The 16,682-nt window shown below is 52.7% G+C and carries 12 protein-coding genes; 6 read left to right on the top strand and 6 right to left on the bottom strand.

The window, feature by feature from the left end; translation table 11 throughout:
• Positions 1-193: 193 nt before the first annotated feature.
• Positions 194-1,195, bottom strand: coding sequence for a sugar phosphate nucleotidyltransferase (locus tag OO017_RS12210; protein WP_266052777.1), 1,002 nt, complete (start codon positions 1,193-1,195; stop codon positions 194-196).
• Between the two features lie 242 nt (positions 1,196-1,437).
• On the opposite strand from OO017_RS12210, the gene OO017_RS12205 reads away from it, so the two are divergent.
• From OO017_RS12205 to OO017_RS12190, 4 genes are all read left to right on the top strand, one after another.
• Entirely contained in the window at positions 1,438-2,016 is a 579-nt protein-coding gene (locus OO017_RS12205; RefSeq protein ID WP_266052776.1) for a LemA family protein, read from the top strand.
• A 93-nt stretch (positions 2,017-2,109) separates the two neighbouring features.
• Positions 2,110-2,547, top strand: coding sequence for a TPM domain-containing protein (locus OO017_RS12200; RefSeq protein ID WP_266052775.1), 438 nt, complete (start codon positions 2,110-2,112; stop codon positions 2,545-2,547).
• Positions 2,548-2,555: 8 nt separating this feature from the next.
• Positions 2,556-3,350, top strand: coding sequence for a TPM domain-containing protein (locus OO017_RS12195; protein ID WP_266052774.1), 795 nt, complete (start codon positions 2,556-2,558; stop codon positions 3,348-3,350).
• Positions 3,351-4,294: 944 nt separating this feature from the next.
• A complete protein-coding gene (locus OO017_RS12190; RefSeq protein WP_266052773.1) occupies positions 4,295-6,952 on the top strand; it encodes an ATP-binding protein in 2,658 nt (885 codons plus the stop codon).
• Between the two features lie 8 nt (positions 6,953-6,960).
• On the opposite strand, the gene OO017_RS12185 is transcribed toward OO017_RS12190, so the two are convergent.
• The 3 genes from OO017_RS12185 to OO017_RS12175 form a co-directional block, all read right to left on the bottom strand.
• Complete coding sequence (locus tag OO017_RS12185; RefSeq protein ID WP_266052772.1) at positions 6,961-8,334, bottom strand: sigma-54-dependent transcriptional regulator; 1,374 nt, start codon at positions 8,332-8,334, stop codon at positions 6,961-6,963.
• Positions 8,335-8,528: 194 nt separating this feature from the next.
• Positions 8,529-8,861 (bottom strand): hypothetical protein, encoded by a 333-nt coding sequence (locus OO017_RS12180; RefSeq protein ID WP_266052771.1) that lies wholly within the window; start codon positions 8,859-8,861, stop codon positions 8,529-8,531.
• A 35-nt stretch (positions 8,862-8,896) separates the two neighbouring features.
• Positions 8,897-9,289 (bottom strand): hypothetical protein, encoded by a 393-nt coding sequence (locus OO017_RS12175; protein ID WP_266052770.1) that lies wholly within the window; start codon positions 9,287-9,289, stop codon positions 8,897-8,899.
• Between the two features lie 301 nt (positions 9,290-9,590).
• On the opposite strand from OO017_RS12175, the gene polA reads away from it, so the two are divergent.
• On the top strand, positions 9,591-12,434 hold the full coding sequence (polA, locus tag OO017_RS12170) for a DNA polymerase I (protein ID WP_266052769.1): 2,844 nt from the start codon (positions 9,591-9,593) through the stop codon (positions 12,432-12,434).
• A 165-nt stretch (positions 12,435-12,599) separates the two neighbouring features.
• On the opposite strand, the gene OO017_RS12165 is transcribed toward polA, so the two are convergent.
• Both OO017_RS12165 and OO017_RS12160 read right to left on the bottom strand, forming a co-directional pair.
• A complete protein-coding gene (locus OO017_RS12165; RefSeq protein WP_266052768.1) occupies positions 12,600-14,042 on the bottom strand; it encodes an SGNH/GDSL hydrolase family protein in 1,443 nt (480 codons plus the stop codon).
• A gap of 12 nt (positions 14,043-14,054) precedes the next feature.
• Complete coding sequence (locus tag OO017_RS12160; RefSeq protein WP_266052767.1) at positions 14,055-15,284, bottom strand: OmpP1/FadL family transporter; 1,230 nt, start codon at positions 15,282-15,284, stop codon at positions 14,055-14,057.
• Positions 15,285-15,512: 228 nt separating this feature from the next.
• Here OO017_RS12160 and OO017_RS12155 point away from each other — a divergent pair, with 228 nt between their 5' ends.
• Entirely contained in the window at positions 15,513-16,526 is a 1,014-nt protein-coding gene (locus tag OO017_RS12155) for an NAD(P)/FAD-dependent oxidoreductase (RefSeq protein WP_266052766.1), read from the top strand.
• Positions 16,527-16,682 lie beyond the last annotated feature (156 nt).

Here is a 16,682-nt window from a genome sequence, read left to right as displayed (position 1 = left end):
CTTGCTAACAGGCTTCACCAACTCGCCTGTAAGGGACTTGCACCCTCTGGAATAATATGATACCTTTCGTATCAGGTGCCCATACTGGGCGCACACCACACCCATAAGCCAGCTACGCCACCTTATGGCCAAGTCCGTTATAAAAGTATCTCACTTAATTCGGAAAACCGATAAGCATTTCAGGCCTAAATTGCTACTGCCCAAAGTTGATTTCGGTGCTATCCCCGATGTTCAGGCTATGGCTGAAGCCTTTGAAGGAGGCGTCGCTGCCGATGATGGAGTCGTGCATAACGGCAAAACGCAGCTCGGAGTAGGAGCCGATGATGGAGTTGCTGAGTACGCAGTTGGTAATAGTTGTGTTATCGCCGATGGCTACGTTAGGCCCGATGATAGAATTAGTAACGATGCAGCCCTCGCCTATACTTACCGGCGGAATGATGATGCAGCCCGGGCAAAGCCTGCTGTAGTCGCGGTCACGGAACTTAGGCCGGGCAAGCAAAGTAGCGTTGGCCTCCAAAAGGGTTTCCTTCCGGCCACAGTCAAACCAGTGATCCACGCTCCAGGGCACCATCTTCTCCCCGTTCTTGATCATGTGCATCAGGGCATCTGTCAGGTGATATTCGCCCTGTGTTCTTATATCCTCTGTTATAATGTGCTGCAGTGAGGCAATCAGTTTCTGCGGGTGCATGATCTTGTATAGCCCCACCAGCGCAAAGTTGGATTTCGGTATCTTGGGTTTCTCCACCACCTTCACCACAAACTCATCGTGGCCCATCTCCGTTACCCCGAACAGCGAGGGCTTGGCCACCTTCTTTACACCCAGCACCGAGTAGGGCGCTTCAATGATCGCCTTCAGGTCCACATCCACAATGGCATCGCCGAGTATAATCAGGACGCTGTCATCCTCAGAAAAAGTATGGCGGGCCACCCAAAGCGCATGCCCCAGCCCCTCGCGTGGCTCCTGCACCACAAACTCGGCGCTGATCTCCGGATACTTCTGCCGCACGTAGCGCTCCACCTTCTCACCCAGGTAACCGATAATAAAAACGAATTCGCTGACGCCAGCCTCCAGCAGCTTGTCTATGATGTGCCCCAGTATAGTATTATCAGCCACAGGCACCAGCGATTTAGGCTGCGTGTGCGTGTGCGGCCGAAGCTTTGAACCAACGCCTGCTACAGGTATAACTGCTTTCATACACTATACATTTCCTGCAATATATTGATTTAATTTTATAAAGTAAAGGCGCTCAGACGCTAACACCTCATTACGTTATGGTAAATTCACTCATTGCTATACGCATACGCACAAGCTTAAAACATAGCTTTCTATTAATTTTTACATATTTAAGGGCAAGGTCTAACATGCATTTGTTAAATTCGTACAGATATGGCCCTACAGGCATACAAAAGCGTATAGTTAATCACATACTTAAAACCATGAAAAGACTATTTTTTTACCTCGTTGGATTCTTAATGATCAGTTCCCTGTCGTCGTGCGGCTATAACACAATGGTAGAGAAAGATGAAACTGTGGAATCGCAGTGGGCCAACGTGCAGAATGCCTACCAGCGCCGCGCCGACCTGATCCCTAACCTTGTGAATACAGTGAAAGGCGCTGCTAACTTTGAGCAGGAAACACTTACCCAGGTGATAGAGGCCCGCGCCAAAGCCACCAGCGTCAACATCAGCCCCGACAACCTGACCCCGGAGAACATACAGCGCTTCCAGCAAGCGCAAGGCGAACTGAGCGGCGCCCTGAGCAGGCTGCTAGTATCCGTGGAAAGATATCCGGAACTAAAGGCCAACCAGAACTTCCTGGAACTGCAGGCGCAGCTGGAGGGCACCGAAAACCGCATTGCCGTGGAGCGGCGTAAGTTTAACGAAACCGTGCAGGACTATAACTCCTATATTCGCTCCTTCCCGCGCAACCTCATAGCCGGCATGTTCGATTTCGAGAAAAAAGGCTATTTCGAGGCAGAAGCCAGTGCCCAGCAGGCGCCAACGGTAGAGTTTTAACGTCTTCAGTTGTTTGATGGCTTTCGTGTTAAATTGGTGACCAATACCACGGTTTATACTTTAACACTCCAACAATTTTAACCCTTGAGCTTTATGCCTAGAGATATCATTACTCCGGACGATGAGCAGAAAATTGTAGCAGCGATACAGGAAGCTGAGCAGAAAACCTCCGGCGAAATACGCGTACACGTAGAGAGCAACTGCAAAGGCGATGTGCTGGACCGCGCCACCGAAGTGTTTGCCGAGCTCCACATGCACCAGACAGAGCAGCGGAACGGGGTGCTGTTTTACCTGGCGCTGGAAGATCATCAGTTTGCCGTGCTAGGTGATGCCGGTATAAATGCTATTGTGCCCGACCATTTTTGGGAAGACATTACAGCAGTGGTCATCAAGCACTTTAAGCAGAAAAAGTATGCGGAGGGGCTTGCCCTCGGCGTGCACATGGCCGGCGAGCAGTTGCAGGCCCACTTCCCTTACGACCGCCACGGCGATACCAACGAACTGAGCGACGACATCTCGTTCGGAGACTAAGTATACTTATGAAGCACCTATCCCTTTTACTTTACTTTTGCCTCCTGAGCATAGCAGGCTTTGGCCAGGACGATGATTTTCCGCCCCGGCCAACTCCCCCGCGCCTGGTAAACGACATGGCCGATATGTTGAGCCCCGATGAGGAGCAGGCCCTGGAGCAGAAGCTGGTCAACTACAACGACACGACCTCTACCCAGATAGCCATCGTAACCCTTACCTCCATAGGCGGGTACGACCCTAACCAGTATGCCGCGGAACTGGGAGAGCGCTGGGGAGTAGGTTCCAAAGAGAACGACAACGGCCTGATCATACTTGTTGCCAAGAACGAGCGCAAAGTGGCCATCCAAACAGGCTACGGCATGGAGGCCTACATTCCGGATGCACTGGCCAAGCGCATTACAGAACGCACCCTGAAACCCGCCTTCGGGCAGGGGGAGTACTATACCGGGCTCGACCAGGCCACTAACCTTATCATCAGCCTTGCCAGTGGAGCCTACCAGGCCGATCCTTCCCAAACGGGAGAGGGCGGTGAAGGAGGCCCATCGCTATTTTTCATCATCATAATTGTGTTGCTGGTGGTATTTATACTTTCCAGAAGGGGAGGGGGTGGTGGTGGCCGTGGCGGCAGACGCTATGCCCGCACTTTTGGCGGTCCGGTTATTGTGCCGGGCGGCTTCGGCACGTTCCGTTCCGGTGGTGGCATTTTTGGCGGCGGCGGTGGCGGCTTTGGAGGCGGTGGCGGCGGATTCGGCGGCTTTGGCGGCGGCTCCTTTGGCGGAGGCGGCGCCAGCAGCAGCTGGTAAAGTATAAAATCAATTTTAAAGTATAAACCGGGCACTGGTAAAGTATAAGTCTTGCCACTGCCCGGTTTTTGATCTTGGTTTTCGGATTACTGGTATCTGCAGTAATATGTGAACACAGTTTTCCATAGCTTTTTTGTCTAAAAAGGAAGTTTGCGCCGTGTCGGGTCCAATCACTCCTAACTCCTCCTTGTTTAAGGCGGGGAATTTTCACCCTACCCCAACCCTCTCCTTTTCTCGAGGGCCCCTACCCCCAAAACAGGGGAGGGAGCTTTTGCAGGTGTAAACCCACCCCTAGTCCCTCCGAGGAGGGGAATCATACTTGTTCCATAGCAAAGGCAGCGGCTATCGAATCTGTTCCCAGTCTTTCCGTTGAGCGCCTTGTGAGATCCGGTGCCGCGAGAGTGGCAGCGCCCTGGCGCAGGAGGGAACACAGCGCGATGCGGGAAGACGAGCCCTCCCGGGCTGGAGGGAGCCAAGGCTGGAGATGAAACGGTAGGTTTGTAAGACTGAGGATGAACGGCGGCTAGTAAGGATAGCTTGTTTCAAGTGGCAGAAAGCAGTGGCTATGGAAGTATAAAGTACGGATTGCGCGAACTAGGAAATCCGCGGCAGAGAAGTTTCGGACAGGGATGTCAGGAACAGCGAAATTGACAGGTGTAAGAAGATAGCCAAAGTATAAAGTATGGCTACAGTCGAGTTACAAACGCAACACCATTGTAGGACACCAGTCTGGAGACTTGCGCCAGAAGGGGAAAGTATAGCCAAGACAAGTATAAGGCAACAGTACAAAACCACTAAGAACTCCAGCTAAACCATACTTCCAGAAAAACAGAAAGTTTCCCAAAATCCCCCCAAGCGGCACCCTTCTGTAATCATTTCTGTTGTTATGGCGTTATATAACCTAAACCAGTCTCTGGCAAAGCAAAAAACCGTATTTTAGTTACATGAAGATATCTGGGGATAGTATTAAAACCAAGGTAGTGATCGGGTTCACGTTGGCACTGAGTATCGTGGTGGCGGCCATCTACCTTACCTATACCAGCTTTACCAAACTGCTCGATTCTGTAGAGGTGCTGTCGCAGCCAAACACCAAACTGGTCGAGCTGCAGCAAACGCTTTCTACCATTTCTACCGCCGAGAGCGCTATCCGTGCCTATACCCTCACCACCAACGAGGAGCATTTTAGAGCATACCTGAGCCACCTCGACACCATTCAGAGCCGGATAGACTCGCTTGAGCACCTTATGCAGGACAGCCCCAGAGAACTGGCTCAGGTAGACTCCATATCCGCGCTGCTACACGAAAAACAGAAAAGCCTGAACCTGTATGTTGCCCTTAAAAAGCAGCAGAAAGAGAACAACTATTCTGGCAAAGCCATGCGCCAGATTGCCTCTACAGCCAAGCAAAAGCCACTTTCCACCACCATCCGCCAGCACACCACTACCACCATCTCCGATCGGCTGGACATGAACGGCACGAATGCAGGGGAGTCGCTGGATGTGCCCCAGCAGGTAGAGGAGAAAGAAGATAAGCGTGGGTTTTTCGGAAAAATATTCTCTAAAAAAGAAAAGGAGCCTAAAAATCTGCCGCCACCGCCCAAGGTAATTGTACCGCAGCTTAACGTAAAGCAGGAGGTAGAAGTAGACACGAGCACCGCGGCCATTCCTGTTGCGCCCCTTAACCAGGTGCGCCGCATCCTGCACAATGTACAGCGCGAGGCCGACGAGCAGGCACAGCAGCTGCAGGCCAAAGAACTGGCCCTGCTGCAGCAGGATAAGCAGATTATGGACCAGGTGCGTACCATGATGCATGAGCTGGAGCGCCACGAGCAGGAGCAGACAGCCCTGAAATCTAACGAAGCCCGCAAGGTGGCCCAGGAGACATCCGGCATTATGCTCGCCATAGGTATGCTAGGCCTTGTCAGCGGCATTGCCTTTATTCTCGTCATCCTCCGCGACCTGACACGCAGCAACAACTACAAGTCCAGGCTGATACAGGCGCAGAAGGAGGCCGTGCAACTGGCACGCGCCAAGGAGGCTTTTGTAGCTAACATGAGCCACGAGATGCGTACTCCGCTTAATGTTGTGCTTGGTTTTACACAACAACTGCGCCACACGCCGCTGCAACCGCAGCAGGCAGAGCACCTGCAGGCCATAGATGGCGCCGGCCAGCACCTGCTCCACATCGTGAACGATGTGCTGGACCTGTCTAAAATGGAGGCGGGCAAGCTACAGATAAACCATACGCCGTTTAGCCTGCGCCAGCTCCTGACGCAGGTAGAGCAGGCCTTTGCCCTTAAGGCATCAAGCAAAAGTATACTTCTGAGCTTCCATACCGACTCTGCCATACCTGACAGCCTCTGCGCCGACGCACTGCGCCTGAAACAGGTGCTGTTCAACCTGGTCGATAACGCCATTAAGTTTACACACCAGGGGGAGGTGAAGGTTGACGTGAGGCTTCGCAGCCGTCGCCGCAGCCGCGTAGCCCTAAGTATAGCTGTGTCTGACACGGGCATCGGCATACCACAGGAGCGCCTGCAGCATGTGTTCGGGGAGTTCAACCAAGCCGACGATTCTATCCTCCGCAAGTATGGTGGTACCGGCCTGGGTCTGCCCATCAGCAAGAAACTGGTGGATATGCAAGGCGGCACCCTTATGGTAAAAAGTGAGTATAGCCAGGGCACTACATTCACCATTGTGCTGCCGATGCAGGTATCGCAGCAGGAGGCACCGGCGCCACCTGCCGAAGCTGTTCCCCTGCCCGCTGCCTTCAGGGGCTTTAAAGCCCTGGTGGTGGATGATGATGCGTACAGCCGTACCCTCTGCAACCTGATCCTGAGCCGCTGGGGCATGCAGGTGCACCTTGCCAACGACGGGCAGGAGGCGCTGGAGCTGGTGCAGCAGCACTCCTTCGACATCGTGCTCACCGATATTCAGCTGCCGGGCATGAGCGGCAAAACCGTGGCCCGAAACATCCGCAAACTTGATAAGCAGGTGCCTATTATCGCGCTTACGGCTAATATCCTGAGCAACGAGGCTGGTTTCTTCAAAAACTCCGCCATCACGGGCCATATTCTGAAACCGTTTACAGAGCAGGAGCTGCACCAGAAACTAGCAGAAGCCTTGCCTGCCGAACCTATTGCCCCGGAGCCAACGCCTGTGCCACAGCAGCAAAGTATAGCAGCCCCTGCCAAAAGGGTGGCAGAGGCTGAAGAAAAAGCATCCGAAGAAGGGGGTTTATACGATTTGAGCGAGATGCGCCTCTTTACCGGAGACGATCACCAGGCGCTGGCCGCTATACTTGAGGTACTGGTACAGGACCAGGAGCAGAACCTGGAACAACTGCAGCAAGCCGCGGCAGCACAGAATTGGGAGGCCGCTGGCAACATGGCACACAAAATGCTGACCGCTTTTAAGCACCTCAAAGCCCACTCCGTAACGCCACACCTGCTGCAACTGGAGCAGGTATTACATACTGGTCAGCAGGAGGTGGCAGTGCTGGAGCAAGCCGTGCAAGCCGCGCAACCACAAGTACAGCAAGTTTTACGGGCGTTGCAACTGGAGATGCAAAACCTGAATGCCATGGCAGAGGCCACCAGCTAAGAGGCAGTTTAGATCTCTATATTATAGAGTTTTAGCTTGTTGTAAAGCGTTTTTCGGTCTATGTTGAGCAGGCGGGCCGCTTTGGACTTGTTATACTTTACACGCTCCAGCATCGTCATGATCATCTCGCGCTCGGTACGCTCGTTTATACTTTTAAGGTCGGTGTCCATTGGGTTGGCACCAGCGTAAGAAACAGCAGCCTGCTGCACAGGAGCTGACGTGTAATGCACGATCTCATTGGGTAGCTCCTGCAGCGTTACATGCTCCGACTTTGCCAGCAGCACCGCGCGCTTCACCACATTTTTAAGCTCGCGCAGGTTGCCTGGCCAGGTATACTTGAGTAGCGCCTCTTCTGCCGCTGCGTCAAAGCCTTTTACCTGCTTTTCCAGCTCCAGATTTGCCTGCTCCAGAAAATGGTTTGCAAATAAAAGTACATCGCCATCGCGTTCGCGCAACGCCGGAATATTGATCTTAAACTCGTTGAGGCGGTGGTAGAGGTCCTCACGGAACTGCCCGTTAGAAACAGCCTGCACCAGGTCCTCGTTGGTAGCGGCCAACACGCGCACATCCACATGCTGGTCGGAGGTGCTACCGAGCTTCCGCACCTTGCGCTCCTGCAGGGCACGCAGCAGCTTTACCTGTACCTCGTAAGGCAGGTTACCGATCTCATCCAGGAACAGCGTACCGCCCTCGGCCGCCTCAAACTGCCCTTCTTTATCCTTCATGGCGCCCGTAAAGGCTCCTTTCACATACCCAAACAGCTCGCTGCCGGCCAGTTCTTTGGATAGGGCGCCGCAGTCTATGGCAATAAAGGGCTTGTTATGGCGCTTGCTCTGCTGGTGTATCATGCGGGCCACATACTCCTTGCCCGTGCCGCTTTCGCCTTCAATAATCACGGATAGGTTGGTGGGGGCCACCAAGCTGATAAACTCCTCTATCTGCTCGGACTGTGGGCTCTGCCCCCGCACAAATTGTATGCTGCCAGCCCCGGAGGCAGCAGTTGCCTCACGCTTAGGCTCCGCTTTCTTGCTCAGCGCGTTTTGGATAACCAGCAGTGTTTCGTCGGGGTTGATGGGCTTGGTGATGTACTCGAAGGCCCCCATTTTAATGGCCTTTACCGCTGTGCGAATATCGGCATAAGTTGTCATCAGGATAACGGGTACTTCCTGTGTTAAAACACGTATTTGTGTCAGCAACTCCAGGCCGTCTTTATCTGGTAACCGGAAATCTGTCAGGATCAGGTCAAAAGATGAGGCCTTGAGCAGTCGCAGCCCGTCGTTTGCGGTGTATGCGGTTTCCACCTCATACTGCTGGCGCTGCAAAAAGCCCCTCAGCATCAGGCAGAAAGCTGGATCGTCATCAATCAGAAGTATCTTTGGCATAATAGATTTTACGTGTTACTACCCGCCGGGTGAGTGCAGGAAGCTACTAAGTAACGATTTTTACCAGCGTATTGTTCTATCTGGCTTCGTTTCCGCCAATATAACTCCTTTTTTAATGCCCATAAAACAGCAGCGCCCCCGCTGTGAAACGGGGGCGCTGCTGTAGATTATATATAAAGCCTTTGCGGCGTGAACTAGCTTTCTATTTTCTTGCCAGTCTCGTCGAAGCGTACCGTTACCGGCTGCTTGTCAGCGTTAATAAACTGCACTTCGTAAGTGGCAGGAGCTCCATCCTCGGCAGGCTGTACTTTAAAAGCCTCGCCCATTGTCCAGCCCTGGTACTCTTCGCCGGTAACAATAGCCTCTTTCACGGCATCCGGAAGCTCTTCAGGACCTATTTTCTGTTTTCCTTGCGCCTGCTCCTGCTGTGCAGGCTGCTGGGCAGCTGTTGGGGTAGCCGCTTCCTGCGCCTGGGCTGTAAAGCCAGCCAGCGCAAATGCCGCCGCTAATACACTTATCTTATTCATATTATTTGTTCGTCAGAGTTATACTTTTAGGATAATTACTTCACGTCACCTGCTGCTTCCGCTGGTGCAGCGGCAACCGGCTTACCAGTTTCATAGAAACGGGCTACAGCCTGCTTCTGCTCAGCGTTAGTGAAGTATACTTCGTAAGTTGCTTTGGCGTCAGCACCTGCCGCGGCATCTGGAGCTACTTTATATACTTCGCTAACCTGCCAATCTTTCAGGGCTTCGTTTTGCAGGGCTTGCTTTACACCTTCAGGCAACTCCTCCTCCGTGATTTGCTGCTTGTTGGCGTCCTGCTGCTCCTGCACCTGCTCTGTTTGCGGCTGCTGAGTAGAAGGGTTGTTTTGTGGTTGTGTTTGTGCTGTTGCTTCTGTTGATATGAATCCGAATGCCGCGAAGGCAAACGCTAATACAGTTACTTTTTTCATGGTCTAGTTCAGTTATAAAAATTATTCTGTTCTGCCCTTTCCTTATGAGATAACTGTGCCAAAAACGAAACAAACCCATAAACACCTGTAAATCAACAACAAAACTAGGTTTAAAATTTTGCCTGCGTATTTTTTGTTTTGCTGATAATTTCTACAGTGTGGGGAGCTGCACCTCCAAGCTGTATCGTAACAGGGGCAGCAGTTGGCCAACCTAACCTGTCTTGTGCGGTTAAAGTATAAATCGGCAGCCAGTTGAGCCCGCTGTGCCACGGATTAGCCCGAAATTAACTAAATTAGCCCCATGAGCGAACCACGTAAGAAACTGTTTCTGTTAGATGCCCTGGCATTGATCTACCGCGCGCACTTTGCCTTCAGCAAGAACCCGCGCATCAACTCCAAAGGTATGAACACAGGCGCTGCCCTCGGCTTTACCAACACGCTGGTAGAGGTATTGCAGAAAGAGCAGCCCACCCATATCGGCGTCGCCTTCGACTCGGCCGCCAAAACCTTCCGCCACGATAATTTTGCCGATTATAAGGCCAACCGGCAGGCCCAGCCGGAGGATATCTCCATCGCCATTCCTTACTGTAAGAAGATTGTAGAGGCCTTTAACATCCCTGTCCTGATTATGGATGGCTACGAGGCCGACGACATTATCGGCACGCTGGCGCAGAAAGCCGAGAAAGCCGGTTTCGATGTATACATGATGACGCCGGACAAGGACTATTGCCAGCTTGTTACCGATCATATCTTTCTTTACAAACCGGCCTTCATGGGCAACGCCATCGAAGTATGGGATGTGCAGAAAGTGTTGGAAAAATGGGAGGTGGAGCGCGTGGAGCAGGTTATCGACATACTTGGCCTGCAGGGCGATGCCGTGGACAACATCCCGGGCATCCCGGGTATTGGCGAGAAAACAGCTAAAAGCCTTATCCAGCGCTTCGGCTCTGTGGAGAACCTACTGGCCAACACCGACCAACTTAAGGGCAAGCAGAAGGAGAACGTGGAGAAATTCGCCGACCAAGGCATGATGTCGAAAGAGCTTGCCACCATCCACTGCGATGTTCCCATCGGGTTCAGCGAGGAAGGCCTGCATTACGATGGCCCGAATGAGGAGCGCATCACAGAGCTGTTTGCCGAGCTAGAGTTCCGCCAACTGACGCAGCGCGTGCTGGGCAAAAGCCTGGGAGAGGCTGCTACCGCCCCTTTGGCAAAAGGCGCTAAGAGAGGCAAGGCCGTGGACTCAAACCAAACGTCTTTATTTGGTGCCCCTGCAGTGGCAGAAGAGACTGAGGTAGCAGAGGAAGCTTTGCCTGCCGCCATGCAAAGTATAAAAACCACGCTGCAGGATTACCACCTCATCAACACGCCGGAGCTGCGCCAGAGCCTGATCCAGTATCTTTTAAAGCAAGACGAAATTTCCTGGGATACCGAGACCACAAGTATAGACGCGATTACAGCCAGGCTGGTGGGCATGTCGTTCTGCTACCGCCCTGGCGAGGCCTATTACGTGCCTGTTCCGCATGATAACCTGAAGGAAGCACAAAGTATAGTTGATGAGTTCAGACCGGTATTGGAGAACGCCAACATCTCTAAGATAGGCCAGAACATCAAGTATGATATCCTGGTACTGAAGAAGTATAACCTGGAGGTGCAGGGACCGCTTTTTGACACCATGCTGGCGCACTACCTGCTGGAGCCAGAGATGCGCCACAACATGGACGTGCTGGCCGAGACTTACCTCAACTACAGCCCGGTGCCCATCACCGACCTGATCGGCCCGAAGGGCAAGAACCAGAAAACCATGGCTGACCTGGAGCCGGAGGAGGTGAAGGACTATGCCTGCGAGGACGCAGACATCACACTACGACTGAAGTTATACTTTGAGCCGTTGCTGCAGGAGCAGGGGCTGATGAAGCTCTTCCGCGACGTGGAGAACCCGCTGGTGCAGGTGCTGGCCGACGTGGAGAACGAAGGCGTAACCATAGACTCCGAGGTGCTGGCCGACTACTCCACACAGCTTGAGAGCGAGATCATCCAGATAGAGAAACGCATTTTTGAGATTGCCGGCGAGCAATTTAACATTGGCTCCCCGAAGCAATTGGGCGAGATACTTTTCGATAAGCTGGAGCTGCACGGCAAGTCCAAGATCAAGAAAACCAAAACGGGCCAGTATGCCACCGGCGAGGAGATCCTGATAAAGATGGCCCCGGAGCATGAAATTGTCCGGCTTATACTTGACCACCGCCAGCTCAGCAAGCTGAAGTCCACCTATATCGATGCGCTGCCGCAGCTGGTGTGCGAGCTAGACGGGCGTGTGCATACTTCCTTTAACCAGGCTGTAACCGCCACCGGCCGCCTCAGCTCCACCAACCCCAACCTGCAGAATATCCCGATCCGGACGGAGCGTGGCCGTGAGATCAGGAAAGCCTTTGTGGCCCGCGACAGCAAGCACCAGATCATCTCTGCCGACTACTCGCAGATAGAACTGCGCATTATGGCAGATTTTAGCGGCGACCCTACGATGAAAGAAGCCTTTAAGAACGGGCTTGACATTCACGCTTCCACCGCCAGCAAAGTGTTCCACGTGCCACTGGAGCAGGTGGACAGCGAGATGCGTCGCAAAGCCAAAACGGTGAACTTCGGTATCATCTACGGCATATCTGCCTTTGGCCTGGCAGAGCGCCTGGGCATCCCACGCCGCGAGGCTGCCGACATTATTGAGGCATACTTCCAGGAGTTCCCGGCCGTGAAGGAGTACATGGATAGCGCCATTGCGAAGGCACGAGAGCTGGAGTATGCCGAGACTGTGCTGGGCCGCCGCCGCTACCTGCGCGACATCAACTCCCGCAACCAAACGGTGCGTGCTTTTGCCGAGCGCAATGCTATCAACGCACCTATGCAGGGCACGGCTGCCGATATCATTAAGATCGCCATGATCAACATACACGATTACCTGCGCCAGGAAAAGCTAAAAACCCGCATGATCCTACAGGTGCACGACGAACTCCTGTTCGACGCCCCAAAGGAGGAGATAGAGATCGTGACGCCGAAGATCGTGGAACTGATGACAAATGCCCTGCCGCTGAGCGTACCGATGGAAGTTGGCCTGGGCGTTGGCGACAACTGGCTGGAGGCGCATTAAGGATCAGGCTTCTCAGCATTTAAGGGTGCGCAGGATTTTATAAGTATAGATCTCAGGAAGATACTGATTTATTAAAGTATAGCCATCCGTTATTCCTGTTTCAGACGAATAAAAAAAGCACCTCTTGCGGAGGTGCTTTTTTGTTGTTTTATACTTTCAGGCAGCTTACTGACGGCCCGGGAAAAGTACGGCGTTGTACTGTGTGATGTCTGCTTTCGGCACGTTGGCGTTATACTTAGCATTAATAGCATCAATAACCTCGTTGGCTATCACGGCATAACCTCTCGGGGTTGGGTGTACACCGTCCAGAGAGAACAGGTTACCGGAAATGAATGCCGGAGAGTAGGCCACGTTGTTGGCAGCAAAGCCTCCCTGAATAGACTTAAAGTATGCGTTGGCATCGAACATAGCCAGGTCGCGGGCAGTGGCCTGCTCCTTGATGATCTGGTTATAACCGTCAGTGGCAGCCTTGATCCTAGCCTGCTCTACCGGGTCCAGCACCAAAGCGCTTGGCAGCGGATTGCCTGCTGAAAGGCCAAACATCGCAGTAGTGTCAATCGCATAGTTTACCAAAAGCTGCGTTAAGGTAAAATTTATCACTAATTCATTACTGCTTTTGCTCATCTGCTTTGCAAGGTCTTTCCAGTACTTACCTGTTGGCTGGCCAACAAGCGTTGCATAAGAAGAGGCTGTCAGCGGGAAGTATATGCCGTTTTCTGCAGCACCAATCTGAGCCGCCGCAAATGGCATACGGTCTCTGCCTGATCCTGTAAGCGCTACCATGCCCGGGATGTTGTTTGCACCCAACAGCTGTTTAACAGACGGGCCAAGCGTTGTAAAGAAAGGCACAGAAGTAACATCTGGCACAGTCATCAAAACGCCTTTCTGGTCATCTGCTGTTAATACATCCAGCAACTCAGTGAAATTGGCATCGAAATCAGCAACTGGCGTGATTCTGTATTTCGGATCGCTTTCGAAAGCACCACCGGAAGTAGCATAGCCCAGCACATCGTTCTCGGCCATCCACACACTAAAGAAAGTATGGTTGGCTGCCTGCGCCTGCTCCTGCACATACTGCAGGTACGTTTGCATCGGGTTATCGGTCAGGCGCTCAAAGTATGGGTTCCCAAGCGTGCTACCATAACCTTGTGTTTTGATATCAGCTGTTTTGATGCCCGGGACAGCCAGGTTATTAACGTTCTCAGTATACTTAGTGTATAGTGGACCGCCATCCTCATTCTGCCCACGCACTGCCAGGTTGCTTGTAACCGGCTGTGTAATTGGCAAGCCCTGTGGCGTAAAACCAGCTAGTCTTAAGTAGCCGGAGCCGTTTGCCTGCTCCTCAGGGAAAAGCGGCTGCTCAAACGCACCGCCACCAGCTTTCTCGAACTGCCGGGCCAGAATGGCCGGAAGAGATGCCTCCTGACCAGGACGGGTTAAGCCGTTATCGGCGTAGCCTGCGCTCAGAGAGTTACCCACAGCAATGTAAGAGCTAAAGTCAGCCGTACCCGCACTTGATGAAGGCGTATCTATCTCAGGGTCGCAGCTGGTAAGTAGCACACCGGCAAAAAGGGCCAGCGCACCGGTTTTATAGAATAAGTTTTTCATATTCGTCTGGAATTAGAAATTATAAGTTAAAGCAAGACCAGGGATGTAGGCCACCGACTTATAGGTACCGGCAATACCTCCTGATTTGTCAGAAGCATCGGTACGCTCTTTTTTGTTGATATAAAGGAAAGAAGCGTCCAGTTTGATGTTCTCGGAAACGCTGTAGCCCAAACCTACTGACAAGCCGCGTGAGTCTGAGTCTGGGGTTTCCGGCGTCAGGTAGCCGTCTGCTACTGGCGTGCTATCGTAATATGCACCGGCACGCAGGGCCAGGGCGTCTGTGGCTTTATACTCAGCACCGATACGGTAGATGTAGGCATCCTCGTAGTTACGGGCATTTTCAGTAAAGTTGCTGCCGTTCACGGCATCCTGGTAATCAAAGCGCAGGCTTTCGTAAGCGCTCCACTCCACGCGGTTCACGTCAACGGCAATGGTCAGGGCCTCTGTCGGCATAAAGCCTACACCAACCGAAAGGGTGGCAGGCAGCGGCAGCGAAGCAGCAAATTTTGTATCCGGGAAGCGAGACTTAAGCGACGGAGCCACGGTAAAGGTAGCATTGCCTTCTTCCACGTCCACGTCTACTTGCGAGCGGTAGTTAATACCCAAAGATAGTTTCTCTGATGGCTTAAAGTAGACACCCACATTGTAGCCAACGCTTGTTCCGTCGCCATCAAGCTCGGCACGTCCATAGTTTCCAGCCTCGTCCTGCACCGGAATGCCGCGCTGCAGGTTCACCTTACCTTTAACATAAGTAAGGCCTGCACCAATGCCAATCTTGTCTGTAATAGCATAACTCAAAGTAGGCTGGAAGAAAATAGCAGAAAGAGACAGCTCCTCCAGGCCAAAGCGGCCGCTCCACTCAGTGCCCCACTTGGCAGTGCTGCCAAACGGCGTATATACCCCCAGTCCGGCGGCCAATTTATCGTTGATTTTATACACAGCGTAAACCTGGAAAGGCGTTCCCACAGGGTTATCTGTTCTGGCGGTAACCTCGTTGCTCTCCGGAGCTGAATAAGCAATTTTAGAGAAAAGTGCACTTGCACCGATCGTAACGCCGTTTTCGCGCACATGACTCATGGCACCCGGGTTAAAGAAGATGCTGGATGTACCAGTTACCAGACCGGTGCCTGTGTGGCCCATACCTATCTGTCGCTGGCTGGCCAGGTTTACCTGGTAGCCCCCGGCCATGGCCGACGCCGAAAGGAGCGTGCCACCGAGTAAGGCTAAAATTCTGCTTTTCATAAAGTCTAATTAGTTATTGTAGGGAGATAATTGCTCTAAACAAATATATGCTTATTCCAGCGGCTCACAATACTTTTTCAAATATTTTTCAAAACGAGTCGAAAACCAATACAAGGGCTTCCTGGCTTGTGCTTTAAGAGCGAGAAAAAGCGCCTCTCTTTATTCCCGCCATAGCTCCTAAACAGCGTCTGGCAGCCTGCCCCGGCTGTCAGGTATAAGCCGCTGCACATGGCCTCTGGCCTGCCCCCGAACCATACGGGAGCGGCAAAGTATAATATTATCCTGCAGCAGGGCCTATCTTATTTGCACGCCTTGCGTTTAAAAACTCCTGAACTGAAAGTGAACAACATGTACGATGTGATAATAATAGGCGGTGGCCCCGCCGGGTTGAATGCTGCCATGATACTAGGCCGCTCGCGCCGAAAAGTGATTCTGCTGGACAGCGGAAAGCCCCGTAACCGCTGGGCCAGAAACATGAACGGCTTCCTGAGCAGCGACGGCATGGCCCCCAAAGAGTTTATAAAGAAAGGGCGCGCGGAACTCGCCAAGTATAACGTGGAGTTGGTGAACGTGGAGGTGGTGAGCGCCACCCATACCAAAGGTAATTTTGTGGTAGATGACAAGAATGGCAAAGTATACCGCTCACGCAAGTTGCTGCTGGCTACCGGCCTGAAAGATACGCTTCCGGAGTTGGAAGGGGTGGAGGAGATGTACGGTAAAAGTATACACCACTGCCCTTACTGCGACGGCTGGGAAAGTCGCGACAAGGCTATTGCCGTGTATGGCCCAGAGCGCCATGGCATAGGCCAGGCACTCGCCATGACGAACTGGAGCGGCGACGTAACCCTCTACACCGACGGAACCAACGACTTGCGCCACGAGGATCTGGAACTGCTGAAACGAAACGAGGTAAAGGTGGAAAGGGAGAAAATCGTGCGTCTGGAGGGAGCTGACGGCATGTTACAGCATATTGTGTTATACAATGGGGAGAAGCGCCCGCAACAGGCCATGTTTTTTTCGCTTGGCACCGACCAGCAGTCTGACCTGGGCCAGCAGTTAGGCTGTGAGTTCACGAGCGATGGTGTTATAAAGACCAGAAGGCTGCAACACTCCAACATACCCGGCCTCTTTGTTGCCGGCGATGCCGCCCGCGATATGCAGATGGTGATAGTTGCCGCGGCCGAAGGCGCCAAAGCCGGCGTGGCCATCAACATAGAGCTGCAAGAGGAGGACAGGAAGTAGGGTGGAAAGCTATAAAGTATAACCCGAAAACACCTGATTTCCTGCCTAAGCCAAGCGAGGGGTTAGGCAGGTTGGCGGCGCACTGCAGAAATGCTGACCGGGAAATTTAGGGAAGAATGGCTTTGAGTCATACCAAAACGGGGCTGCATATGTGCT

Origin of the sequence: Pontibacter anaerobius (assembly GCF_026241195.1) — a bacterium.
GTDB lineage: Bacteria > Bacteroidota > Bacteroidia > Cytophagales > Hymenobacteraceae > Pontibacter > Pontibacter anaerobius.
Note: the sequence above shows the minus strand (reverse complement) of the source record. Positions and strands in the feature narration are given on the sequence as shown.

Coding starts and splice junctions, on each gene's coding strand:
- OO017_RS12210 (WP_266052777.1), bottom strand. CDS start 1,195: ATGAAAGCAGTTATACCTGTAGCAGGCGTTGGTTCAAAGCTTCGGCCG.
- OO017_RS12205 (WP_266052776.1), top strand. CDS start 1,438: ATGAAAAGACTATTTTTTTACCTCGTTGGATTCTTAATGATCAGTTCC.
- OO017_RS12200 (WP_266052775.1), top strand. CDS start 2,110: ATGCCTAGAGATATCATTACTCCGGACGATGAGCAGAAAATTGTAGCA.
- OO017_RS12195 (WP_266052774.1), top strand. CDS start 2,556: ATGAAGCACCTATCCCTTTTACTTTACTTTTGCCTCCTGAGCATAGCA.
- OO017_RS12190 (WP_266052773.1), top strand. CDS start 4,295: ATGAAGATATCTGGGGATAGTATTAAAACCAAGGTAGTGATCGGGTTC.
- OO017_RS12185 (WP_266052772.1), bottom strand. CDS start 8,334: ATGCCAAAGATACTTCTGATTGATGACGATCCAGCTTTCTGCCTGATG.
- OO017_RS12180 (WP_266052771.1), bottom strand. CDS start 8,861: ATGAATAAGATAAGTGTATTAGCGGCGGCATTTGCGCTGGCTGGCTTT.
- OO017_RS12175 (WP_266052770.1), bottom strand. CDS start 9,289: ATGAAAAAAGTAACTGTATTAGCGTTTGCCTTCGCGGCATTCGGATTC.
- polA (WP_266052769.1), top strand. CDS start 9,591: ATGAGCGAACCACGTAAGAAACTGTTTCTGTTAGATGCCCTGGCATTG.
- OO017_RS12165 (WP_266052768.1), bottom strand. CDS start 14,042: ATGAAAAACTTATTCTATAAAACCGGTGCGCTGGCCCTTTTTGCCGGT.
- OO017_RS12160 (WP_266052767.1), bottom strand. CDS start 15,284: ATGAAAAGCAGAATTTTAGCCTTACTCGGTGGCACGCTCCTTTCGGCG.
- OO017_RS12155 (WP_266052766.1), top strand. CDS start 15,513: ATGGCCTCTGGCCTGCCCCCGAACCATACGGGAGCGGCAAAGTATAAT.